General features: G+C 65.7%; 16 protein-coding genes. 11 read left to right on the top strand and 5 right to left on the bottom strand.

The features are described from left to right. Positions 1-1977 precede the first annotated feature (1977 nt). From ACN0RJ_RS21625 to ACN0RJ_RS21610, 4 genes are read left to right on the top strand one after another with little or no spacing between them, the layout of a single operon-like run. Positions 1978-3516 (top strand): type I restriction-modification system subunit M, encoded by a 1539-nt coding sequence (locus ACN0RJ_RS21625; protein ID WP_417725635.1) that lies wholly within the window; start codon positions 1978-1980, stop codon positions 3514-3516. After that, entirely contained in the window at positions 3513-4676 is a 1164-nt protein-coding gene (locus ACN0RJ_RS21620; RefSeq protein WP_417725634.1) for a restriction endonuclease subunit S, read from the top strand. Before ACN0RJ_RS21625 ends, ACN0RJ_RS21620 begins: the two co-directional genes overlap by 4 nt. A gap of 12 nt (positions 4677-4688) precedes the next feature. Next, positions 4689-5333, top strand: a complete 645-nt coding sequence (locus tag ACN0RJ_RS21615) for a hypothetical protein (RefSeq protein WP_417725633.1) — start codon at positions 4689-4691, stop codon at positions 5331-5333. A 47-nt stretch (positions 5334-5380) separates the two neighbouring features. Further along, entirely contained in the window at positions 5381-8779 is a 3399-nt protein-coding gene (locus ACN0RJ_RS21610) for a DEAD/DEAH box helicase family protein (protein WP_417725632.1), read from the top strand. A gap of 200 nt (positions 8780-8979) precedes the next feature. Here ACN0RJ_RS21610 and ACN0RJ_RS21605 read toward each other — a convergent pair whose 3' ends face one another. Beyond that, positions 8980-9381 (bottom strand): hypothetical protein, encoded by a 402-nt coding sequence (locus ACN0RJ_RS21605; protein ID WP_417725631.1) that lies wholly within the window; start codon positions 9379-9381, stop codon positions 8980-8982. 406 nt (positions 9382-9787) lie between these two features. On the opposite strand from ACN0RJ_RS21605, the gene ACN0RJ_RS21600 reads away from it, so the two are divergent. Then, positions 9788-10174 carry a hypothetical protein gene (locus tag ACN0RJ_RS21600; protein ID WP_417725630.1) on the top strand — a complete coding sequence of 129 codons (387 nt, stop codon included), beginning with the start codon at positions 9788-9790 and terminating at the stop codon, positions 10172-10174. A gap of 275 nt (positions 10175-10449) precedes the next feature. Here the strand turns inward: ACN0RJ_RS21600 and ACN0RJ_RS21595 are convergent, their stop codons facing one another. Continuing rightward, the gene (locus ACN0RJ_RS21595; protein WP_417725629.1) at positions 10450-10764 is read right to left on the bottom strand and encodes a hypothetical protein; all 315 of its coding nucleotides are present in this window, start codon (positions 10762-10764) and stop codon (positions 10450-10452) included. An 883-nt stretch (positions 10765-11647) separates the two neighbouring features. Here ACN0RJ_RS21595 and mprF point away from each other — a divergent pair. The 6 genes from mprF to ACN0RJ_RS21565 all read left to right on the top strand — a co-directional run bounded on the left by mprF (position 11648) and on the right by ACN0RJ_RS21565 (position 19943). Then, positions 11648-14233 (top strand): bifunctional lysylphosphatidylglycerol flippase/synthetase MprF, encoded by a 2586-nt coding sequence (gene mprF, locus ACN0RJ_RS21590; RefSeq protein WP_417725628.1) that lies wholly within the window; start codon positions 11648-11650, stop codon positions 14231-14233. A 120-nt stretch (positions 14234-14353) separates the two neighbouring features. Continuing rightward, a complete protein-coding gene (locus tag ACN0RJ_RS21585) occupies positions 14354-14821 on the top strand; it encodes an Lrp/AsnC family transcriptional regulator (RefSeq protein ID WP_417722211.1) in 468 nt (155 codons plus the stop codon). A 177-nt stretch (positions 14822-14998) separates the two neighbouring features. Next, complete coding sequence (locus ACN0RJ_RS21580) at positions 14999-16474, top strand: NAD-dependent succinate-semialdehyde dehydrogenase (protein ID WP_417722212.1); 1476 nt, start codon at positions 14999-15001, stop codon at positions 16472-16474. Between the two features lie 17 nt (positions 16475-16491). Further along, positions 16492-17862 (top strand): aspartate aminotransferase family protein, encoded by a 1371-nt coding sequence (locus ACN0RJ_RS21575; protein WP_417725627.1) that lies wholly within the window; start codon positions 16492-16494, stop codon positions 17860-17862. 360 nt (positions 17863-18222) lie between these two features. Beyond that, positions 18223-18825, top strand: a complete 603-nt coding sequence (locus ACN0RJ_RS21570) for a hypothetical protein (RefSeq protein WP_417725626.1) — start codon at positions 18223-18225, stop codon at positions 18823-18825. Positions 18826-18836: 11 nt separating this feature from the next. Then, entirely contained in the window at positions 18837-19943 is a 1107-nt protein-coding gene (locus tag ACN0RJ_RS21565) for a cache and HAMP domain-containing protein (protein WP_417725625.1), read from the top strand. Here the strand turns inward: ACN0RJ_RS21565 and ACN0RJ_RS21560 are convergent. The 3 genes from ACN0RJ_RS21560 to ACN0RJ_RS21550 form a co-directional block, all read right to left on the bottom strand. Next, positions 19940-21922, bottom strand: coding sequence for a glycosyltransferase (locus ACN0RJ_RS21560; protein WP_417725624.1), 1983 nt, complete (start codon positions 21920-21922; stop codon positions 19940-19942). The two genes, ACN0RJ_RS21565 and ACN0RJ_RS21560, sit on opposite strands and share 4 nt — an antisense overlap. Beyond that, positions 21922-23097 carry an HlyD family efflux transporter periplasmic adaptor subunit gene (locus tag ACN0RJ_RS21555; protein ID WP_417725623.1) on the bottom strand — a complete coding sequence of 392 codons (1176 nt, stop codon included), beginning with the start codon at positions 23095-23097 and terminating at the stop codon, positions 21922-21924. The genes ACN0RJ_RS21560 and ACN0RJ_RS21555 overlap by 1 nt, the downstream gene beginning before the upstream one ends. A 119-nt stretch (positions 23098-23216) precedes the next feature. Beyond that, positions 23217-24242 (bottom strand): glycosyl hydrolase family 8, encoded by a 1026-nt coding sequence (locus ACN0RJ_RS21550; RefSeq protein WP_417725622.1) that lies wholly within the window; start codon positions 24240-24242, stop codon positions 23217-23219. Between the last annotated feature and the right edge of the window lie 56 nt (positions 24243-24298).

Raw genomic sequence — 24298 nt, 5'->3', positions numbered from 1 at the left:
ACCGGATACCCGCGCACCGTGATCTGATGCACCGCGTCCCGCTTGAACTCGTCGCTGTAGTTGCTTGTCCCCATGGTCGCCTCCTCGGCTCAAAGTAAGGAGGCAAAGCGTCTACAAATCTAGGGGCACCTCAGTGTCGAAAATCGACCTGATGAGAAAGGGATTCCTTGCTCAGAAGATTTCTGGAATCCCGTTCTCGCAGCGTAGCCTTCCTGTACAGTTTCAAACCTGAAAATGGGCGTTCAGCCGAATTCTGACCTGATTGGCGGCCGAAAGTTGTGCAAGAAATCGACCATTCGACATCGGGACTTTCTCGCCAATGGTTCCCTCCTGACTTTCGAAAATCCCATTGCCTTCATTTCAATTCCGGGAGGACCTATCGCCATGGGGGATGGGCGCCAATTTTGGCTTCGAGATCGAACCTGATCGCCTCAATCGTGGTGTGGTGAGGACTGCATACCCATCGACCAGTCTGGCCGGTGGGGCAAGAAATGCTCCCAAGCAGTCGAAATTGAAAACCACATAAAAATCCTTCATGTGCCGAGCATCGGGCGATCTCGAAAAAGTGGTCAACAAAAAATTATTAAAAACAGGCGGTTGTGTTGCGTTGGCTGACATTGCGCTGGGCTTGTGATCTTTGATGTCAAGGGCCGTTCAAGACCAGCATGAGCGGCCCTTGACACCATGTTGGCCAGTACCCATATTTGCTTTGCCGGACCCTTGTCGTGATGGTTCGAGAAAATCTCATTATCGCGACATATGCACTTCTCAGTTCGGTTCTTCCTTACATAAAGAAATTCTCTATCCCCCTAGGGTATTCTTCTTTTTCCCGTGAAGAGAAAGAGAAAAGAAAAAGAGTATAATAAGAAATGGATTGCGAAAATGAGATTGACCAGTCTTGGCGAAGGTTCCCCTTCCGGATCAATGAAGAATTTTGACCTCAAACGGAACTGACCCACGTTTGGTGCCTCGGCCCCCGCGAGCGGGCTGACGACCGCCACCTGGCCTTCACTGCGGTCTCTGACGGAATCTTTCGGACCCTGCCGTTCCGCACCGCAGATGGCTATACTGCTGACCCAGCGGGTTGGTCTGGCTCTGCATCATCATCCACGCTGTGGACCACGACCTACGCTTCGCGGCTTCGCCTGCTTCGGGCGTTGCCTGTACTATCAGACGGTCCGATTTCTCATCCCGCCGCCTGGGCGTTCCGGCGACAGTCGGCCCGACCCGACACTCCCCGTAGAAATGATGGGTCGGACCGGCGTACCTTGCCACCTGCCAAAGCTTTTTTCTGAGGACCTGCTTCACGCTCTTCTTGCCACCTGGCTGCCGCCGAGGTCGTGATCGACACTGGTGTCGCGGATCGCCTCGCACGGCGGCAGTGCTCTTCGCCGTCTAACCGTGGCTCGTTCGCGACGGACTGACGAGTGTGTCCATGGTGCCTCGGGGCTCGGCGATTGAGGTCCTGTTCCAGGACGTGTTGGCGGACGTCGGCACGGTTGCTGCGCGGCCTGCCTGCTCCCGATGGGTCGTAGGGACTCCAGGGCGACTCTGGAGGGGCCTCCTCTCGTTTTCCCAGGGGTGGGTAGCCCGAAATGGAGGAGGGCCTCAGTGAGTCTCTCCGGGGCTCTCCGCGTGAGGTGATGGTGGCCGGACCACCGCTGCGGGCCAACATTGGCCGCGCCGCGTACCATATCCTCTCCCGGTCCCGCTCGCACTGGGGCTCGGCTGCCGCCAGTGGGCCGTAGGGACTCCAGAATGACTCAGGAGGGGCCTTCTCCGATCTTGCTAGGGAGGGTGGCCTGGAATCGAATGGGCCCCCAGGCGAGTCTCTCCGGGGCTCTCCGCGTGGGCGCAAGGGGTCAGGCGCTCGTAGCGATGCCAGGCGACCTCAGTGCCGCCATGTCCGCCTTCCCGATTGCATCCCTCCGCCCCGATCCATACCAATGCAGGGCAAGCAGATACGAGGCAGTCCCGATGCTCACAGGCCCCATCCGCAGCCAGATCGACCAGATCTGGAACGCCTTCTGGTCGGGCGGCGTCTCGAACCCGCTCTCGGTCATCGAGCAGCTCACGTTCCTGCTCTTCATCAAGCGGCTGGACGAGATCCACACCCGCGAGGAAAGCAAGGCCGAGATGCTGCATCAGCCGATGGAGCGGCGCATCTTCCCGGAGGGCACCGACGACAAGGGCGAGGCCTACGACAATCTCCGCTGGTCCCGGTTCAGGAACTTCGAGGCCCGCGAGATGATACGCGTCGTCGATGAGCATGTCTTCCCGTTCCTCCGCCAGCTGGGTGAAGAGGGCTCGGCCTACGGCACCCACATGAAGGATGCGCGGCTCGGCTTTTCCAACGCCAACCTGCTCGCCAAGGTGGTGCAGATGCTCGACGACATCCCGATGGAGGACCGGGATACCAAGGGCGACGTGTACGAGTACATGCTGGGCAAGATCGCCAGCGCCGGGCAGAACGGCCAGTTCCGCACGCCCCGGCACATCATCCAGCTCATGGTCCACCTCATGGCCCCCACCCCGCAGGACACAATCTGCGACCCGGCGGCGGGCACCTGCGGCTTCCTCGTGGCTGCCGGGGAATACCTGCGCGACCATCACCCCCGGATGCTGCGCGACCCCGCCCAACGTGACCACTTCCACAACGGCATGTTCCACGGCTTCGACTTCGACGCGACCATGCTGCGCATCGGCGCCATGAACATGACCCTGCACGGGGTCGAGAACCCCGATGTCTCCTATCGCGACAGCCTGGCCGAGGAGCACGGGGCCGATGCCGGGGCCTATTCCCTGATCCTCGCCAACCCGCCCTTTGCCGGGTCGCTCGACTACGAGACCACGGCCAAGGACCTGCTCAGGATCGTCAAGACGAAGAAGACCGAACTGCTCTTCATGGCGCTCTTTCTGCGGCTGTTGCGGACCGGGGGCAGGGCGGCGGTGGTCGTGCCGGACGGGGTGCTCTTCGGATCGTCTACCGCGCACAAGGACATCCGCCGCATGCTGGTCGAGGAGCACAAGCTCGACGCCATCGTCAAGCTGCCCTCGGGTGTCTTCCGGCCCTACGCGGGCGTGTCCTGCGCCATCGTGGTCTTCACGAAGACTGGCGTCGGCGGCACCGGGGATGTCTGGTTCTACGACATGACGGCGGACGGCTTCAGCCTCGACGACAAGCGCACGCCTCTGCTGGACGAGGGCAAGCTGGGCGCGGTGCCCGACGAGGCGCTGACGGAGGAGGAGCACGCCCGCAACAACCTGCCCGACATCCTGACCCGCTGGGCCGCGCTGGCGGCCGAGGCCGACCGCCCCCGCACCGCGCAGAGCTTCATGGTCCCGGCGGCGGAGATCATGGCCACGGGGACGTGGGACCTGTCGCTGAACCGCTACCGGGAGATCGAGCACGAGGAGGTCGACCATGCCTCCCCGGCGGAGATCATCGCCGAGTTGCGGGCGCTGGAGGAGGAGATCGCCGAGGGGCTGGACCGGCTTGAGGAGATGCTGGGGTGAACTGGCCGGTCGTGGCGTTGGGAGAGGTCGCGGAGATCGAGCGGGGAGGGGTCGCGCCCGAGCGGATCGAGACCGGCACCGAGTATCTTGGTCTTGAACACATCGAGAGCGGGGGCGAGATCGTCTCCCGGCAGACTGTCGAGGCTGGCGAGTTGGCAAGTACCAAGTTTGTCTTTGACTCAAGGCACCTGCTATATGGCAAGCTCAGGCCGTATTTGGCCAAGATCGCATTGCCTGACTTTGAGGGGGTGTGCAGTACGGACATCCTGCCGGTGATGCCGGGCCGGAACCTTGATCGTCGATACCTTGCTTATTTCCTGCGACAGCCTTCGATGGTGGAGTTCGCCAGGAACCGTTCGACCGGCGCGAACCTCCCTCGGTTGAGCCCGAAGGAACTGGCACAGTTTTCCATCCCCCTCCCGCCGTTGAAGGAGCAGAAGCGGATAGCGGGGATACTGGATCAGGCGGCGCAGCTCTGCCGCTTCCGCACCCGCGCCCTCGACACACTCAACACCCTCGGCCAGGCGATCTTTCATGAGATGTTTGTGGCCAATAGCAGCCCTGACTGGCCCACGGTTCCCATTGAACAGATCACAGACAACATGCGTACCGGACCTTTTGGCAGCCAACTTCTTCACTCCGAGTTTGTTGAAAAGGGCATCCCGGTACTTGGAATCGACAATGCAGTCTCGAACGAGTTCCGCTGGGCCAAAGAGCGGTACATTTCGTCGGAGAAGTATGAGCAGCTCAAACGATACACCGTCCTGCCGGGTGATGTTCTAGTTACGATCATGGGTACCTGCGGACGCTGTGCCGTCGTACCCGAAGATATTCCCACGGCCATCAACACGAAGCACTTGTGCTGTTTGACCTTGGACCAAGAGCGCGTAGACCCGTACTTTTTGCAGGCAGCACTCCTCAGTCACCCCAATGTTCTCCGCCAGCTTGGGATTGAGGCCAAGGGAGCTGTCATGCCTGGCATGAACATGGGCATCATCAAAGCGTTGAAAGTCCCACTGCCGCCAGTGGAGCTTCAACACAACTACGCAGGACGCTTAGGTGTTATCAAGAAATCTCGAAGTCAGGCTCAGATCGCTAACCAAGCTATCGAGACCCTCTTCGCCTCCCTCCAGCACCGCGCCTTCCGGGGCGAGCTCTGACGGACCCCGCCCATGTCCCATCAAAACCGCGTCGATCCCTTTGGCCGCCTCGTCGTCTCAAATGCCCGGGGCACGCTCATGGGCAACCGGGGCATCCTGCATGACGACCGGCAGACCGTCCTGAAGACCCACGCCCATCAGAACTGGGTGACCTGCGCGCTCTCCTACAAGGACCGCAAGCGGCAGATCATGGCGCCGGGGTGCTACACGGAACTGTTCTTCCTCGACGAGGCGACGGCGCTCGCCGCCGGGCACCGTCCCTGTGCCGAGTGCCGCCGTGCCCGCTACCGCACCTTCACCGACGCCTGGCAGGAGGTGCATGGCGGGCCCGAGGAGGGCCGCTCCTTGCCGCAGAGCATCGACCGGGCCCTGCACCGGGCGCGGATCACTCGCCGGGGCGAAAAGGTCACCTTCGACGCGGCCTTGGACAGCCTGCCGGACGGGACCATGTTCGCCCATGACGGCAACGCCCTGCTGGTCTGGGCGGGCAGCGTGCTGCGCTGGGGCTTCGACGGCTACAGCCCGGCAGACCGCCCAGCGATGGACACCGTTGCCGTGCTGACCCCCGGGCCGCTGGTCGCCCTGTTCCGGCACGGTTTCCACCCGGAGGTTCACGCGAGTGCTGAAAGGCCCGGTCCCTCCGCACTCTTCGGTTGATCGCGGTCTCGGGTCATCCTAGGCTCTTCCGAGCCACGGATTTCCAGATGTCCCAGTTTGCCTTTCTCGCCAGTGACTTCCCGGACCTGCTCAACCACGCCGCCAAGGCGGAGAAGCACGCGCTCTCCGACCCTCGGGGGGCGTGTTTCTGGGCACGGCTGACGCTGGAAACGGCGCTGAAGTGGCTCTACCGCCGGGAGCCCGCGCTGCGGCCGGTCTATTCCGACACGCTGGCCTCGATGATCGCCGAGCCGAGCCTTGAGGCGCTGACCGGCCCCGCCATCGTGACCAAGGCGCGCTACATCAAGGATCAGGGCAACCGGGCCGCGCACGACTCGGGCAAGCCGCTCAGCGCCCATGACGCCAGCGCGACGGTGCGCGAGCTGTTCCATGTCTGTTACTGGATCGCCCGGACCTACGCCCGCACGGCCCGGCCCGACCCGGCGCTGGTCTTCGACGTTACGAAGCTGGAGCGGTCGCTGACCATCAGCGCCAGCACCGTGGCGCAGATTCAGCAGATCGAGGCGGACACCAAGGCCGCCCGCAAGCGTGCCGACGAGGCCGAGGCGGCGCTGCGGGCCTCGGAGGAGGGCAGGCGGCAGCTTGACGCCGAACTGGCCCGGCTGCGGGCCGAGGTGGCCGCCGCCCGCAAGGCCAACCAGGCGGTTCCCGACCCGCATGATTACGACGAGGCCGCGACCCGCGACGCCTTCATCGACCTGCTGCTGAAGGAAGCGGGCTGGCCGCTGGACCAGGCGCGCGACCGTGAGTTTCCGGTCACGGGGATGCCGAACGGGACGGGGGAGGGGTTCGTCGACTACGTGCTCTGGGGCCGCGACGGCAAACCGCTGGCGGTGGTCGAGGCGAAGCGGACGAAGAAGGACAGCCGGATCGGCCAGCAGCAGGCGAAGCTCTACGCCGACTGTCTGGAGCGGATGACCGGGCGGCGCCCGGTGATCTTCACCACGAACGGCTACGAGCACTGGGTCTGGGACGACCAGCGCTATCCGCCCCGCCGGATCTCGGGCTTCATGAAGCGCGACGAGCTGGAGCTGCTGCACCAGCGCCGGGCCAACCGAAAGGTGCTGGACGACGTTGCGGTGGACGAGGGCGTCGCCGGGCGCTTCTACCAGCAGCGGGCGACCCGGAGGGTCGGGCAGAGCTTCGAGAAGGACCGGCAGCGCAAGGCCCTGCTGGTGATGGCGACGGGCAGCGGCAAGACGCGGACCGTCATCGCCCTGATCGACCAGCTGATGCGGGCGAACTGGGTCAAGCGGGTGCTGTTCCTGGCCGACCGTGTGGCGCTTGTGAAGCAGGCGCACGGGGCGTTCAAGACCCACATGGGCGCCACCCCCTCGGCCAACCTGCTGGAGCGCAACGACCCCACGCGGAACGACCACGCGGGCGCCCGGGTCATGCTGTCGACCTATCCGACGATGATGGGGCTGATCGACGAGGTGAAGGGCGGGGAGAAGCGGTTTGGCCCCGGACATTTCGACCTCATCGTGATCGACGAGGCTCACCGGTCGGTCTACCGCAAGTACCGCGCGATCTTCGACTATTTCGACAGCTTCCTGATCGGCCTGACGGCCACGCCCAAGGACGAGATCGACCGCGACACCTACTCGCTCTTCAACCTCGAACGCGGTGTCCCGACGGACGCCTACGACCTCGACGACGCCGTGAACGACGGTTACCTCGTCCCGCCCCGGTCGATCTCGGTGCCGCTGCGGTTCCAGCGGGACGGCATCGAGTACGACCAGCTGTCGGACGAGGAGAAGGAAGCCTGGGACGCGCTGGAGTGGGACGAGGAGGGCAACGTCCCCGACCGGGTAGACTCCGCCGACCTCAACAAGTGGCTGTTCAACATCGACACGGTCGACAAGGTGCTCGAACACGTCATGCGCAACGGAATCAAGGTCGCTGGCGGGGACCGGCTGGGCAAGACCATCATCTTCGCCAAGAACAGCAGGCACGCCCAGTTCATCGTTGAGCGGTTCGACGCCAACTATCCCCACCTGGCCGGGAAGTTCTGCCGCCTGATCGACTACAGCGTGTCCTACGCCCAGAGCCTGATTGACGATTTCTCCGAGGCGGACAAGGACCCGCACATCGCGGTCTCCGTCGACATGATGGACACCGGCATCGACGTGCCCGAGGTGGTCAACCTGGTGTTCTTCAAGATCGTGCGCTCCAAGACCAAGTTCTGGCAGATGGTCGGCCGGGGCACCCGCCTTCGCCGCGATCTGTTCGGGCCGGGCGAGGACAAGAGCGAGTTCCTGATCTTCGACTTCTGCCAGAACCTCGAGTTCTTCCGTGAGAACCCCAACAGGCGGGACGCCCCCGGAACGGTGCCCATCGGCCAGCGTCTCTTCGCGACCCGGGTGGAGCTGATCGGGGATTTGCAGGACCATGAGGACGAGCACCCCGAGCTGATCGGCAGCCTGAAGGCGCGGCTTCGGGACGAGGTGACTGGCATGAACCTCGACAACTTCATCGTTCGGGACAAGCGCCGGGCGGTGGAGCACTTCAAGGCTGAGGCGAGCTGGCAGCACCTCGACCTGGACGCCCGCATGACCCTGATCGACGATCTGGCCGGGCTGCCCTCCGCCTTCGAGGACGATGCCCTGCCAGCCCGGCAGTTCGACCTGCTCATGCTGAACGCCCAGCTTGCCCTCCTGCGGGGCGACGCTGTCTTTGCCCGCCTCCAGCAACGGATCATCAGCTTCGCCTCCGCCCTGGAGCAGCTGAGCAACGTGCCCACGGTCGCGCAGCAGATGGCGCTGATCCTGGAGGTCCAGACAGACCCCTTCTGGGAGGGCATCACGGTCGAGATCCTGGAAGACATCCGGCGCCGGTTTCGGCTACTGGCCGACCTGATCCAGCCCCAGGAGCGCAAGGTCGTGATCACGGATTTCGAAGACGACATCGGACGCGGGGAGGTGATCGACCTTCCCGAGGTCGGCGACGGCCTCGACAAGGCCAGGTTCAAGATGAAGGTCCGCAAGTTCGTCGAGACCCATCTCAACCACCTTGCCCTGCAGAAGATCCGACGTGCCGAGCCCGTGACCAGGACGGACATCGAGGAGCTGGAAAACATGCTGATCGAGCAGGGGGTGGCGGACGTGGAGACCCTTGAGGCCCTGCGGGCTGAGGAACCTCTGGGAAGCTTCCTGCGGCGCCTGGTTGGGCTCGACCGGGTCGCAGCCAAGGCCGCCTTCAGCGACTTCGTCGCGTCCGGCAAGATGAACGCGGACCAGACCGAGTTTGTGGACATGATCATCGACCACCTGACCGAGAACGGGCTGATCGAGCCCTCGGCGTTCTACGAAAGCCCCTTCTCGGACCTGGACGATATGGGCATCTCCGGGGTCTTCAGCCAGGAGCAGGCCGGGCAGATCATCCACATCGTGAACACCATCAACCGGTCAGCTGTGGCGGCGTGAGGATAAGTTGGAGCAAGAGTGCCGACTCGACTGTCGATGAAGGCTTTATGAAAATATTATCGCCCCCCTTTGAATGGTGGAAGGAATACCAACACTAAAATAGCAATCATCGCTATCTGCCACCAAGCGCTCCATCCGGTGAGGTATACAATCCCGAAAATTATGAGAATATCGATAGTTATAAACATCGGGCGCAGTCCCTAATAGCCGTTGATATTGCGGAATCTTTTCGCATATCCGGCCATCTGTTGATCCATTGAGTGGGTCCATCTGGAAATATCGGGAGATGAAAACAGTTGAGCTGTGTTCCCACCCTGAGACATCTGTCCGTCTATTGTTGTGTGTGTATGATTTTGGCAATTTATTACAGCGGTCGATGGCACGGTGACGAGGCCGCCATTAGCGTTCATGTCCCACTGCACCGTTATTTTTTCGTTGAGTACCTGCAAAACTCGCATCTTTGCGGTGACGCCCCCGCCTAAGTCTCCCATGTCCACCCAATCTGTTTCCGCGGCGGCGTCACTAGAAATAAGTGCCAAAGAAGCCAGTATTGCAAAAAGGAGGAAAGGTGACCCTCTCACTAGTCTTTTTTCAGCTAACATTGTCCATTTTCCCAGTTCTTCTGCAGAATGGTCGTACAGATTTGGCCGGTCATCAAGAACATTTTCCGATCTCCTTGGGTGCAGGTTTGTGAGCCGCCCGAAATGTTCGCCGTCTCACTCAACCTCGGAACCGAGAAGTTCAATTCGTCACCGCTTGGTCTTCGTCCTGCAGGGAGCGGGTTGGGCAGTTCTGCATTGGAGCTATCAGTGCTGCATTGCAGCGCAGAGGCTCCAGGTGATCGGAAGTCATCGAGTTGGACATCCGACCAGCCCCCCGGTGTGACACCAGCGGTTACTAGCCGCCCAGACTGCCTTCGACATGATGGTCAAGTAGTCGATCTTCCAAATATTCTTTGCCTACGGTCACATCGATGGCAGATTTGACCTGCAACAGAAGGAGGAACGCATGACATCACCTTCAAGTTGGTCGGCATGGTTGCCGACCCTTGCCCTTGCCGCCCTGCTGTCGGCCACGGGTTCGGTCGGGACAGCAGCGACGGCGATGACCGGGAAGGAACTGGCGGCAACCATTCCGGGTCACACCATCCGGACGAAGCACTCGAAGAGCGGCAAGGAACTCGTGCTGATCTACAGTCCCGGCAAGCAGAAGGGCACTTACACGGGCACCTATGCAGGTGAGCCCAACAGCGGGACCTGGCAGATCAAGGGCAACCAGTGGTGCGAGACCTGGGTGTCAGGGGCGGACTGCTGGCTGGTCGTGCGCGTCGATGCCAACACGCTCCAGGCCTACAAGGACGGCAAGCCTCTGAAGCACCCGTGGAAGATCAAATAGACCAACCGTGTCCGCCGACGTCAGGCTTCGCGAGGGCAGGTTGATCTTGTCTTGACGCTGTGGCCAGGAGGGCGGTGACGTTGACAGGTCCTGACCGTGCATAGAGCCTCTGGGAAGGCCGCCCAGGGCCCTCTAGCGTTCAGCCTAGGGTGAGGTGCCTGACGTACATGGGGCCGCCCGTGACTCTCTCCGTGGCTATACGGAGCAGTCCAGCATGCGACCTTGTCACGGCCACAGGTTCCGGACCTTTCAGCGGTCTGACCTGCAATCTAGAGCTATCCTTCGTTGGCAATGCTTTCCACCCAGTCCGCCTTTGAGCGACCGGTAAGGGCCAACACCTCGACCTCGGTGAGTTCCCCGGCCTCAGACGCGAGTTCGAGAACTCCGACCAGCCCTTCAGGGTCGGGCAGATCGCAGATGGCTCCAGCGACATCGTGAGAACCGGTCGGGGTGAGGTAGTCGTCTCCGTTGACCGACAGTTCGGTGCCGTCACCATCGACAGTATGTACGGTAAGCTCGGAATTGATGGCACGCGCGACGGCCAAGGCCCTGTGAGCCTGTTCAGGCGTCGCCAGAAAGATCTTGGTCACTCGAACAAAGGTGTAGCCGTGTTGGGGCATAGTTGGTTCCTTTCTGAGGTTGACGGTCGCCACCGTGGCCGAGGTGGCTCGGGCTGACTCTGTGACGGTTGAGCAGGGTCGAGGTGGGGGAACTTGGCCTTGAGGACATCCGAGGCTTGCTTCCGGCGGACGACATTGCCTTCGTGGACTTGGAACCGGCCTCTTAACCCTTTGGTGCGACTGAGCGGGTTCTTGCGGAACTTTGTCGGCTAAGTCATTGAAGTTGCGCATTTGAGGTAATCCTCCTCGGTCCGCCACCTTGCACTTCGACAAGATGTGAACGGGTCGCCTCTGGCGGCCCTTTTCTTTTGTTTGCCGGGCTTTGGCCGCGGGGGAGCAGTCGTCGCGGGGTCATCGCGGCTCTCGCGGATGTGCAAACGCTGCAAGGGCAGGGGGGGCGCGCAGGACGGCAGGCACGGGACCGAGACCCGCCGCAGGAACATTACGGATATCCAATCCTGCCGTCAGGCGCCGGTCGGCTCAGGGCCTCAGAACGCGATGCCGAAGGCGGCGGCAGGGTGCCGGGCCTCATGCCCGAAAGGATTCGCCGTGAACTGTCTGATGCCCGCTCCGTTGCCGCCCCCTCCGGATTTTCCGTCGCGGCGCGCTCCGGCGTGACCCTTCCCCCTGCGACCGGCAGGGCCGTGATCGGACCCGGCTGAACGCCCTCCCCGCCCCCGGCCGGGGATGGCTCGCGCCGAGCGCACGGGCTGGTTCCTCCGGCCCGGTGCCCGCACCGACGACCCGGGGCCTTGCCCGGTCCCGTTTCATGGGTCATGCGGAAGCTGCGGCGATCCCGCAGGGTGCCGTGGAGACCGCACGCCCCGCAGCCCGCGATCGACAGGACTGAACCATGGACCGACACGTGACCGATACCACCCGAGCCCGCGCCAGACTGCTGCTTCCCTATCTCGTGACGGCGGCGCTCTTTGCCGCCGGAGGCTGGGCGCTCTACCGGATGCTGGCGCCGGTGGATCTGCGGGACGTGATGGAGATGGTCCGGGCGACGCCCCACACGACCATCCTGCTGGCGCTTATCTGCACCTTCGGCGGCTACGTCGCGCTGATCGGCTACGACTGGTCGGCGCTGCGCTACATCGGGCGCAAGCTGCCGCTGCCGGTGATCGCGGCGGGAGGCTTTCTGGGCTATGCCATCGGCAACAACCTCGGCGCCGGGCCGGTGACGGGGGGCGCGGTGCGCTACCGTATCTATTCGGCGCTGGGCCTGTCGCCCTACGACATCGCGGCGATATCGGTGTTCGGCTCGGTGGCCTTCGGGTCCGGCGCGTCGCTGATCGGGCTGGGCGCGCTGGCCTGGCACCCGCACGCGCTGGACGCGTTCCTGCCCTGGCCGCCAGGGGTGATCCGCTGGTCCGCGCTTGCCATCATCGCCGCGCTCTGTGCCGCGATGCTGGCGCTGTCGCTGCGGCAGGCGCCCTTCACCCTGCGCGGGCTGACCTTCCGGCCGCCCTCGCCGGGGCTGATGGCCGGGCAGTTCGTCTTCACGGCGGTCGAGACGCTTCTGTCCGCCCTTGTGCTCTACATCCTGCTGCCGACCGGGGGCGGAGCCTTTCCGACCTTCCTCGCGGTGTTCTCGGTGGCGGTGATGGCGGGGGTGCTGTCGCATGTCCCCGGCGGGGTCGGGGTGTTCGAGACCATCATCATCGCCGCGCTGCCCGCCACCGTCCCGGTGAGCGAGGCGGCGGCCGGACTGCTGCTGTTCCGCATGGTCTACTACCTTGTTCCCTTCGCGGTGGCGCTGGCGCTGATGGCGCTGGCCGAACTGCGGATGGCGCGCGGCCCGGCCCGCGCCGTGATGATCCCCGTGTTCCGCGCGATCAGCGCGCTGACGCCGCTGGCAATGGCCGCGATGGTCTTTGCCTCGGGCGCGATGATGATGGTCGCGAGCCTGCTGCCGCCCACCAGCGCCTGGACCGAGGAACTGGAACTGATCCTGCCGCTGTCCTTTCTCGAAGGCGGCGCGTTGCTGTCCAGCGCGCTCGGGGCCTGCCTGCTGGTGATCGCCCACGGGCTGCTGCGCCGGGTCGAGGGGGCCTGGTGGCTGGCGCTCTTCGCGCTGATCGTCGGCGCGGGAGCGAGCATCGCGCATGGTGTCGACTACGACCGTGCGGCGATTCTCGGACTGGCGACGCTGATCCTCCTGCCGGCGCGGCGCGAGTTTCACCGCGCGACCCGCCTCACCCGGAACGTGCTCAGCCTGCGCTGGCTGCTGCTCATGCTCTCGCTCGGGCTGATGATCGTCGGGGTGCTGTTCTTTGCCCACAAGGCCACGCCCTACAGTGCCGAGCTTTGGTGGCAGTTCGCCGAGGACGACGCCGCGCCGCGCGCCCTGCGCGCGCTGCTGGTGGGGCTGATCGTCATGGGGCTGGTGCTGCTGCGCTACGCCCTGCGGCCGGGTCGGCTGGAGGCGACCCTGCCGGATGCCGCGACGCTCGACCGCGCGCAGGCGATCCTGCGCGACAGCGACGCCCCCGAGGCCACGGTGGCGCTCTCCGGGGACAAGGCGCTGCTCTTTTCTCCGAGCGGGGCAAGTTTCCTCATGTATCGCACCCAGGGGCGCAGCTGGGTCGCGCTGCACGAGCCGGTTGGCCGCGCCGGGGAACGGGCCGCGCTGGCCTGGGAATTTCACGATGCCGCCTATGCCGCCAATGCCCGCCCGGTGTTCTACGCGGTCTCCGCCGGTTCGGCGCCGCTGTGGATCGACATGGGGCTGGCGCTGCACAAGCTGGGGGAGGAGGCGGTCGTCGACCTGTCCGCCTTTTCGCTCGACGGCAGCGCGCGCAAGCGCCTGCGCACCACGCACAACCGGGCGAAACGGGACGGGCTGGCGTTCGAGATCTCGTTGCCGCCCCATGCGCCCGGCCTTCTCGACCGGCTCGAACGCATCTCCGACGCCTGGCTGGCGGCCCGGTCGGCGGGGGAGAAGGGGTTCTCGGTCGGGGCCTTCGATCGGGCCTATCTCGACCGGACGCCGATCGCGCTGATCCGTCTCGGCGAGGGCATCGTGGCCTTTGCCAACCTCTGGCAGACCGGGCGGAGGACCCGCGCCACGCTGGACCTCATGCGCCATGTCGAGGATGCCCCGGCCGGGGTGATGGAATTTCTCTTCACCGAACTGCTGCTGCATTTCAAGGCCGAGGGTTTTGCCGAGTTCAGCCTCGGCAACGCGCCGCTTTCGGGACTGGAGGCACGGCGGGGCGCGCGGCTCAGCACCCAGCTCGGCGCATTTGTCTACCAGCACGGCGGGGCCTTCTACAATTTCGAGGGGTTGCGCAGCTTCAAGGACAAGTTCGATCCGGAATGGCGCCCCGTATATGTCGCCGTGCCGCCCAGGGTGAACCTGGTGGCGGTGGCCGCCGACCTCGTCGCGCTGATCGGCGGCGGGGTCGGGCGCACCCTGGGCCGCAAGCCGGGCTGAGGCCGCCCCGCCTCATCCGGCATGTGACGCCCGCCGCCGGACGTGATAGGCACCCGATCCGAACGCCTGCCGCCGGCAGGGCCGATGCCGCGATCCGGCGGACCGCAGAAAGGGACAGTCATGGAGCTTGATCGCGCGGATGCCGCCATTCTCGAGGCGATCCAGAAGAACAACCGTCTGACCTCGGACGAGCTGGCCGCCATCGTCAACCTGTCGCCCACCGCCTGCCAGCGACGGCTGAAGCGGCTGCGCAGCGACGGCGTGATCGAGGCCGATGTCTCGATCGTCTCGCCCAAGGCGGTGGGACGGCCGTTCTCGATGATCGTCTTCGTCACGCTGGAACGCGAACGCCACGACATCGTCGACCTGTTCAAGCAGTCCATCCGCGACTGTCCCGAGGTGATGACCGGCTACTACGTCACCGGCGAAACCGACTTCGTGCTCGTCGTCACCGCCGAGGACATGGAAAGCTACGAGGAATTCACGCGGCGGTTCTTCTACGAGAACCCGAACATCCGGGGGTTCAAGACGATGGTGGTCATGGACCGGGTGAAGGCCGGGTTCGAGCTTCCGATTCACGTCGACTGACCCCGCGCCGGGCACTGTCGCCGGATTCTTGCGCCCCGCGCCGCCTCTTTGCAGAAATCCGGCCCGCGGGGCGGGAAGATTGCCGGTTCGCGACCCGCGTCGCGATCTAGAACAAAGGCAGGCGGCACGGCACCGTGCCGGCCCACCCTTGTGACGCGAACCGGAACGGATCCCATCATGAATGCAATCGCACCCCTTGCGCCGGGCGGCGTGTCGGACACGACGCTCTTCCGGTCCGGCGCCTTTCTCGACGGCCGCTGGACGGAGGCGGCAAGCGGCGACAGCCTCCCCGTCACCGACCCCGCGGACGGGGCGCGGATCGGCAGCGTCGCGGCGCTCTCCGCCGCCGAAAGCGCCGCCGCCGTCGATGCGGCGCAGGCCGCCTTTCCCGCCTGGGCCGGTCTGCTTCCGCAGGAGCGCGCCGCGGTGCTGCACCGCTGGCACGACCTGATCCTCGCGGCGAAGGAAGACCTCGCCCGCATCATGGTCGCCGAACAGGGCAAGCCGATTTCCGAGGCGCGGGGCGAGATCGACTATGCGGCGAGCTTTGTCGAATTCTACGCCGAAGAGGCCAAGCGCCCCAATATCGAGGGCGTCACGAGCCACCTGCACGATGCCGAGGTGGAACTCTGGCTCGAGCCGGTGGGCGTCGTCGCGCTCATCACGCCGTGGAACTTCCCCGCCGCCATGCTGACGCGCAAGGCCGCCGCCGCGCTGGCCGCGGGCTGCACCGTGGTCGCCCATCCTTCGCAGGAAACGCCGTTCTCGGCTCTGGCGCTGGCCGAACTGGCGGCGCGGGCGGGCTTTCCCGCCGGGGTCTTCAACGTGGTGACCGGCCGCGCGGCGACCGTCGTGCCGCCCTGGACCGGGGACACCCGGGTGCGGGCGCTGTCCTTCACCGGCTCGACCGAGGTGGGGCGCATGCTCTACCGCGACTCCGCGCAGACGGTGAAACGGCTGGTGCTGGAACTCGGCGGCCACGCGCCCGTGCTGGTGTTCCGGGGTGGCGATCTCGACCGCGTGGTCGAGGAATGCATCAAGGCAAAGTTCGCGACCTCCGGGCAGGACTGCCTCGGCGCCAACCGGATCTATGTCGAGCGGCCGATCTACGACGCCTTCTGCGAAAGGTTCACAGCCGCGACCCGCGCGCTGACCCTCGGCAGGGGCATGGACGATCCCGACATCGGGCCGCTGATGAACGAAAAGGCGGTCGCCAAGCAGGAAGAGCACGTGGCCGATGCCCTCGCCCGGGGTGCGACGCTCGCCTGTGGCGGCAAGCGCCACGCGCTCGGGCCGCTCTGGTACGAACCGACCGTGCTGACCGATGTCCCGGACGACGCGCTGATCGTCCGGGAAGAGACCTTCGGCCCGGTCGCGGCGATCCTGCCCTTCGATACCGAGGAGGAGGTGGTCGCCCGTGCCAATGCCAGCGAATACGGGCTGATCGCCTATGTCCACAGCAACGACCCGCGTCAGATCTACCGCCTCACCCGCGCCCTGCAATACGGCATGGTGGCGGTGAACCGCACCAAGGTGACCGGCGCGCCGATCCCGTTCGGAGGCATGAAGCAATCCGGCATCGGGCGCGAAGGCGCGCGGCGCGGAATGGAGCAATTCATGGAAATCAAATACGTCTGCCGCGACTGGGCGTGAGAAGAAAGGACCGAGACATGCTGCACAACGACCAGCTCGAAAAATGGGACCGCGAGAGCTTTTTCCACCCCTCGACCCATCTTGCGGAATTCGCCCGCGGCAACCTGCCCCAGCGCGTCGTCACCGGCGGCAAGGGCTGTCACATCGAGGATCGCGACGGCAACCGGCTGCTTGATGCCTTTGCCGGGCTCTATTGCGTGAACGTCGGCTACGGCCGCCCCGAGATCGCCGAGGCGATCGCCGAGCAGGCCCGGGAAATCGCCTATTACCATGCCTATGTCGGCCATGGCACCGAGGCCTCGATCACCCTGTCCCGGATGATCCTCGACCGTGCGCCGGACAATATGTCCAAGGTCTATTTCGGCCTGTCCGGCTCGGATGCGAACGAAACCAACATCAAGTTGGTCTGGTATTACAACAACATCCTCGACCGGCCGGAAAAGAAGAAGATCATCTCGCGCTGGCGGGGCTATCACGGATCGGGCCTGATGACCGGCTCGCTCACCGGGCTCGAAGCCTTCCAGAAGAAATTCGACCTGCCGCTCGACCGCGTCATCCACACCGAGGCGCCCTATTATTTCCGCCGCCCGGACCTTTCGATGAGCGAGGCGGAGTTCGTCGCCGATTGCGCCGCCAAGCTGGAAGAGCTGATCGAGCGCGAAGGCGCGGACACCATCGCTGCCTTCATCGGGGAACCGGCGCTGGGCACCGGCGGACTGGTCCCGCCGCCCGCCGGATACTGGCAGGCGATCCAGGCGGTGCTCGACAAGCACGACATCCTGCTGATCGCGGACGAGGTGGTGACCGGGTTCGGCCGTCTCGGCTCCATGTTCGGCTCGGAACACTACGGGATCCGGCCCGACATCATCACCATCGCCAAGGGTCTGACCTCGGCCTATGCGCCGCTTTCGGGGTCGATCATTTCGGACAAGGTGTGGAAGGTTCTCGAAGCGGGCACCGACCGCTTCGGCCCCATCGGTCACGGCTGGACCTATTCCGCCCATCCTATCGGCGCAGCCGCCGGAGTGGCCAACCTCAAGCTGCTCGACGCGTTGAACCTCGTCGACAACGCCCGCGAGGTCGGCGCCTATTTCAAGGCCGCGCTGACCGACGCCGTGGGCAGCCATGCCAATGTCGGCGACGTCCGGGGGGAGGGGCTGCTCTGCGCGGTGGAATTCGTCGAGGACAGGGCGGACCGCGCCTTCTTCGATCCCTCCCGCACCGTCGGCGCCAAGGTCAATGCCGCGCTGCTGAACCGCAAGGTCATCAGCCGCGCCATGCCGCAGGGCGACATCCTCGGCTTTGCGCCGCCGTTCTGCCTGACCACCGAAGAGGCGGACGAGATCGCGGGCAAGCTGAAGGAATCGGTCGCCGAAGTGCTCGGCTGACACGAGCCCCGGCCCGTCGCGGCCTGCCCCTTGCCGCCCCTCGACCGGGGGCGGCGGGAAGGCAGGCCGGACCCGTGCGCAGGACCGCGCCCGCGCGCGCCGCCCGCGACCGTGGCACGATCCACGCAACTTTTCGCGCAGAGCGTCCCATGGCGCGGACAAGCCTATGCGCTGACGCGGAAATCCGGCATCCTCACCTTCGACAGACAAGTCGCCCGCCCCTGTTCCCGGTGCCCGGAAGTGGTCCGTTCCCCGCGCGCTCCGCCCCGGTGATGCGCGCCATGGGCGGGATGATGCCGGGCGGGGTGGACCTGTCGGGCGAATACCGCTTAACGTGTAGTTTATGGACGAAGGACAATCATGGGTTTTCCCTTGACCCGCAGCATCCGCTCCCGTCTCACCGGCCTCGGCGGGGTCGGGCTGGCGGCCCTGCTGCTGTCCGGCGCCGCCCGGGCGGACGGAACCTTTCTGCAGTTCGACATTGCCCCGACCGCGGAGGACGGGGTGGCCGCGGTGACGCGCGGGCGGGTCAACTACGGGCTGACCCATGCGGCCTACGACGGCGGCAGCACGCTCGGCGCCTCGCTCACCTATTCCTTCCCGATCGCGGATGCGGGCACGATCAAGATCGGGCCCAGCCTCAGCCGGACGCTGGATGACGACGGCGACGCCGAGACCGGCTTCGGCGCCAAGATCAGCTACGACCGCTACATCGTGACCGAGGGCGGCTTCGTCTATCTGCTGGGCGAATACAACACCATCGACAACAACTGGTTCGCGACCGTGCAGTTCGGCCTGCCCGCCGCCGTCACGCTGGAGCTGTCCGCCGGCGGAAGCGACAATTACGAGGCCGCGACCGTCGGCCTGTCGAAACGCATCGGGACCGGCCCGGTGAGCCTCCGGGCGGGGTACAAGCTCCTCGCGGAGGAAGTCTACGTCGGCGTTTCGATCAACACTTTCTGAGGATATTGCCGATGCCGACCGCGAGCAACACGACCTCCGTGCAGATGCGCCCGACCCTGGCTGCCGCGACCTACACCTTCGTGGCCCTGACGCTGCTCATCGTGACCTGCGTCGCGGGCGTGTTGCTGTGGAACCGCTCGGACCGGTTGATCGACGATGCGCTGGACAGCGCGGTGCGCCTGCGCACCTCGGCGGCGGGGCAGATCGTGGCGCGCAGCCTTCACGAGGACATGCAGGACCTGCGCGCCCTGGCCGGGTCCATATCGGAGGCCGACGACGCCACCATGCGCGGCATGATCAAGGGCCTGCGCGGCGATTCCGGCCGCCTGTCCTGGATCGGCTATGCCGGGACCGACGGCCGGGTGCGCGCGGCCTCGGACGGGCTGCTGGAAGGCGCGGACGTGAGCGAACGGCCCTGGTTCCGCAACGGGCTCCAGCAGAGGGAGGGGTTTGCCGGCGATGTGCACGACGCGGTGCTGCTGGCCGGCAAGCTGCGCCCGGAAGGCGGCGATCCGATCCGCTTCGTCGACCTCGCGGTGCCGGTGCAGAACGGAACCGGCGAGGTGACCGGCGTGCTCGGCATGCATATCGACGCCGAATGGGTGCGCAAGATCCTGGCCGAAACCGGAGAGTTCCTGTCCATCGACCTTTTCCTGATCGACCGGGCGGGGACCATCATCATGGCCCCCGACGGCGTCGATCCCAGCCCCGACGACGTCGGCATCCTGCGCGCCGCGCGTTCGGGGACGCAGACCTCGGCGCGCGAGGTCTGGCCGGACGGCAAGGTCTATTTCTCCTCGCTGGTGCCGTCGGTGGGCTATGCCGACCTGCCCAGCTTCGGCTGGCGCCTTGCCGGGCGCATCGGCGCCAACGCCTTCCGGCCCAGCCTGTCGTCTCTGCTGACCTCGGTGCTGGTCGCGGCGGGGATCAGCCTGACGCTGCTCCTGCTGCTCACCGCGCTGTTCGTGCGCGTGGTGCTGAGGCCGATCTCGGGGCTGGCCTCGGCCGCCGACCGGATCGCCGCGGGCGAGGACGAATACCCGCCCGACCTGCGCGGCACGCGCGAGGCCTGGGAACTGTCCTCGGCGCTCGGGCGGATGCAGGCCAAGCGGCTCTAGCCGCGCGCGGCGCGCGCGAGCCGCAGCAGCAGATCCCGCACCAGCGCGCTGCCGCGCACGCCGATGACGCCGGGTTCCTCGCCCTCGGCATAGAACCGGATGAACAGGGCTTCGCGCTGGGCGTCGTCGGGCAGAAGCTGCAGGCGCGCGCCATCGCCCGTCGGGGCGATGACGTAGGCGGCGATCTCGCCGGGGATGCCGTCGATGGTCAACTGGCCGCGCTCCTGCGCGCCGAGCGCGACACCGCGCAGGCGCACCGTGTCCATCGTCAGCGAGTCGATCCAGAGGAACCAGCTTATGCCGTCCGTATTGAAGATGGCGCGCACCGGCTTGTCCGCGACGTGTTTTTCGCGGCGCGGCAGTTCGATGCAGGCCATTGCCGTCGTCGCCAGCACGACGAGGTTGTAGAGCGTCCAGAACAGGATCACCCACTTGCCGTCGCCCGCGTCGTTGAAGGCGAAGGTGTCGAAGGCGATGCCCAGCACGAGGCCGCCCAGCGTGGCCGCGAAGGCGATCAGGAACGGCATCATGAGGTGCCACTGCACCGTGATCCGCGAGCGGTCGCCGCCCTTGGCGGTCACGGAAAACGGGTGGCCCTGCGGCTTGAACAGCCCGGTAAACGCCGCGCGGGAGATGGGAATGGCCCCGAGAAGCTGGCTGACGTCGTTCAGGATCGGCACCACCATGCCCCGGCTCAGCAGGTTCAGCGTGAACAGGATCCAGACGAAGTAACAGCCGAAATAGCTGATGACATCGGGCAGGCGCGCATCGACCACGGTGATGTTGAAATACCAGTAGAGCAGGGGATAGATGATCGCCGCGATCCGGAACGGAAAGGTCGTCGTCCAGTACAGCACCGAGTCGATCACGCTCCAGCGGTCGCGCAGCCGCAGGTCGTTGCGTGCGAACGGTCCGAGCGAGGATCGCGCGATCTGCATCAGCCCGAGGCACCAGCGGGCGCGCTGGGTGACGTATTCCTTGAGCCCTTCCGGGGCGAGGCCCTCGGTCAGCGGCTCGGAAAGGTAGACCGTCTTCCAGCCCCGGTTCTGCAGCACGAGGGTGAGCATGAAATCCTCGGTCACGCTCTCGGTGCTGAAGCCGCCCACGTCGCGCAGCGCCTCCCAGCGGCAGACCGAGGAGGTGCCGCAGCAGAAGGCGATGCCCCACCCGTCCCGCGACGGCTGCATGTGATCGAAGAAAAAGCGCTGTTCGTCCGGGTAGGACTGGCTCAGGCCGAAATTGTGCTGGATCGGATCGGCGTTGAAGAAATGCTGCGGCGTCTGCACCAGACCCACCCGCGGGTCGTGAAACAGCGCCAGCGTGCGCGAGATGAACCCCCGGTGCGGCACGAAATCCGCGTCCAGCACGGCGATGTAGTCGGGCGGCACCGGGTCCTCGGCCAGCCGGTCGAGCGTGTGGTTGATGTTGCCCGCCTTCTGCCCCTTGTTGTCCGGCCGCCGCATGTAGCGGACCCCGAGACCGGCACAGAAATCGCGCAGCCAGTCGCGGCGGCTGTCATCGCAGACGATGACCTCCTTGTTGTGGTGCCGCAGCGATTTCGCCCCCACGATGGTGCGTTCGAGAACGTCCCGATCCTCGTTGTAGGTCGCGATCAGGATGGCGACGCGGGGCTCATCGGTGCCCCACCAGCCGGCATGGGCATCGGCCTCGGCGCTGCGCAGGGTGACGCGCGACATGATGACGAAGGCGCTCAGCGACCCGACCAGCGACAGCATCTCGATGCCGAAAAGCGACCAGCTCGCCAGCATCTCGATGGTCAGGCCGGGGGGCGCGATGGTCTCGGTCGCGCGCCACCAGGCGTAGCGGATGGCCAGCGCGAAGGCGACGGCGAACAGCAGGCTGCGGTGCAGGGTGCTGCGCGGGTTGACCAGCGAACTCGCGGCAATCGCCAGCCCCGCCAGCGTCACGAGATGGACCGCGCTCGTCCCCAGCTCGCCCAGGTGGGGGAAGGGCAGCATCAGTCGAACCAGCTGCGCAACAGGTCGAGCGGGCGGCGGTCGAAGAAGGCGCGCCCGGTGTGGCCGACCAGGCAGCCGTCCACGCTGTCGGGCCTCAGCGCGGGCACGTCCAGCGTCACGTCGTAGCGTTCGAGGTGCTTGAGGCTCGGCGCCACGGCCAGGTGTTCGTAGATCGTCGCCGCGCCGCTGCCCGCCAGCCGCGCCACGGTGGCGTCGTGAACGCCGGAGGCGCCGCTCAGCCGGAAGGTGGCGGGATCTCCGACGCGCAGGCTGTTGTAGACGCGCTCGGTCACCGAAAGCGTCACCATCGTGGCGTTGCAGTCGAGGATGCGCAGGATCGGGTCGCCGCGCTGGACCGTGACGCCGTCCGCCTGAAGGATCTCCCAGAACTGCCCCGACACGGGCGAGGCGATCTCGCCGCCGATCAGGTCGTTGACCCGGACCTGTTCGCGCGTGACGCGCCGGGCATAGGCCTCTTCGCGGGCGCGGTTTTCGGCCAGTTGCGATTCCAGGTTCGAGATCACCGTGCTCAGCTCGACCGCGCGCTGTTCGGCATTCGGGGAATCGTTGTAGCCGTCGCCGAGAAAGACGCCTTGCTGCGCCGCGCGCAGGGCGATTTCCAGCACCTCGACCCGCTCGCGGGCATGGTCGAGCACCAGCGCCTCGATGCGCGGTTCGGCGGGCAGGGAGGTCTCCGGGGTTCCTTCGACCGCGTCGAGCAGGCGCTGCCCGTCGCGATCCGGCACGGCGCCGCCTTCGAGAATGGCCAGCCGGGCGCGGGCATGGTCCAGGCGGGTGCGAAGCTCGGCCAGACGCTCCTCGTGAAAGATCGTGCTGCGGGACAGCAGCTCGTCCCGCAGGGCGCGCGTCGCGTCGAGATCGGCCGCCGTGCGCGCGGTTTCGGCCCGTGCCAGGTCGACTTCGAGCAGCAGGTCGTTGAGACGGATGCGGTCGACGATCTTGTCGCTGATCGAGGCCACTTTTTCGCCCTGTTCGACCCGCGATCCGAAGTCGCGGGCGGGTAGGTCAAGTACACCGGAGGTTGTGGACCTCAGGGTGACGACGGGCGCATTCACGACCGCGTCGGCACTGGCGCCCGACATCTGTTCACCCACGATGACCCAGAGTCCGAAAAGGGCGATGGCAATGCCGATCAGGAGGCGAAATCGTTTCATGCTTGTCCCTCTTGTCTTTTTTTGCGCTATACCGGCGGGGTCGTCGTCATGCAATTCACAGTAGGGTGGGTGTGTGCGGGGGTGTAGCCGATGTGGGAAATTTGCCGGATTTCGGCAGATTACAGCTGCCGCCGTGTCGGAGAGGATTCCCGCTGCGCAACCATGGCGAGCATCTGGAGCGTCGCCGGATAGTAGGGTTGGCGCGCCATGTCCCCCGGCTCCGTGCGTATCTCCGACCCGGCGGCAAGGTCGCGGACGGCGCGGTAGCCCGGCAGGTCGCTTTCGGCGAGCACCTGTCCCGACGGGTCCAGAACGACGGCAAGATGGCCGGGCGTGGCGGCGCTGTCGAAGCCGCGCAGCGCCGCAGCCACCGCCGGATGCCCGGCCTGCCCGGACCAGACGAGGTAGAGCGGAATGCGCAGCGCGTCATAGCCCGAGCGGAAATCATGCGCCCCGGGCGCGACGATGCCCTGCCGGGTGATCTCGATCCAGTCGGGCAGGAAGCCCCCGGCGGCAAGGTCGCGCAGCAGCGTTTCGCCGTGATCGGCGGCGCGGACCAGCCGCGGCTCCTTCGCGTGATCGCCGAGTTCGCGCAGCGCGCGGGACATGACGTAGGACGGATTCACGAGGAGGCGTTCGGGGCTCCGCAGCGCCTCGGCGCCGGGGGTGATCAGGGGTTCGCCCTCCGCCCTCGGGTCCGAGGCGAGGCCGAGCGCGAGAAGGTCGCGGATGATCGCGGCGAGGGTTTCCTCCCGGTCGTCCCAGCCGGAATCGCGCGCGGCGCGCAGCAGCGCCCAGGCCCGGAAGAGATCGCCGTCGGTGGCATTGTGCCAGTCTTCGACACCGTGGTCCGGGTGCCATTTCCACGCCATCAGGGCATCCTGCCGGATCGCGAGATGCTCGCGGGTCCAGTCCTCGATGCGGCGGAACCTGTCGCGATCGCCGAAGGCCTGTGCCAGCACCAGCCCGTAGCCCTGTCCCTCGGAATGGCTGATCCCGCCCTGTCCGTCATCCACGACGCGGCCTTCGGGGGTCACGAACCTTTCGGCCCATTGCTGCCAGGCGTCCAGCGCGGTCCCGGACCCGGCGGCGGCGGGCGTCAGGGGCAGGAACATGAGAGAGGTGAGCAGGGTTCTGCGCTGCATTCGCATTAATCGCTTTATGGTTGCGTGCGATCTTATCGCACCGGGCCGGTCCGGGG

This window comes from Salipiger sp., from assembly GCF_048261495.1.
Lineage (GTDB): Bacteria > Pseudomonadota > Alphaproteobacteria > Rhodobacterales > Rhodobacteraceae > Salipiger.
Note: the sequence above shows the minus strand (reverse complement) of the source record. Positions and strands in the feature narration are given on the sequence as shown.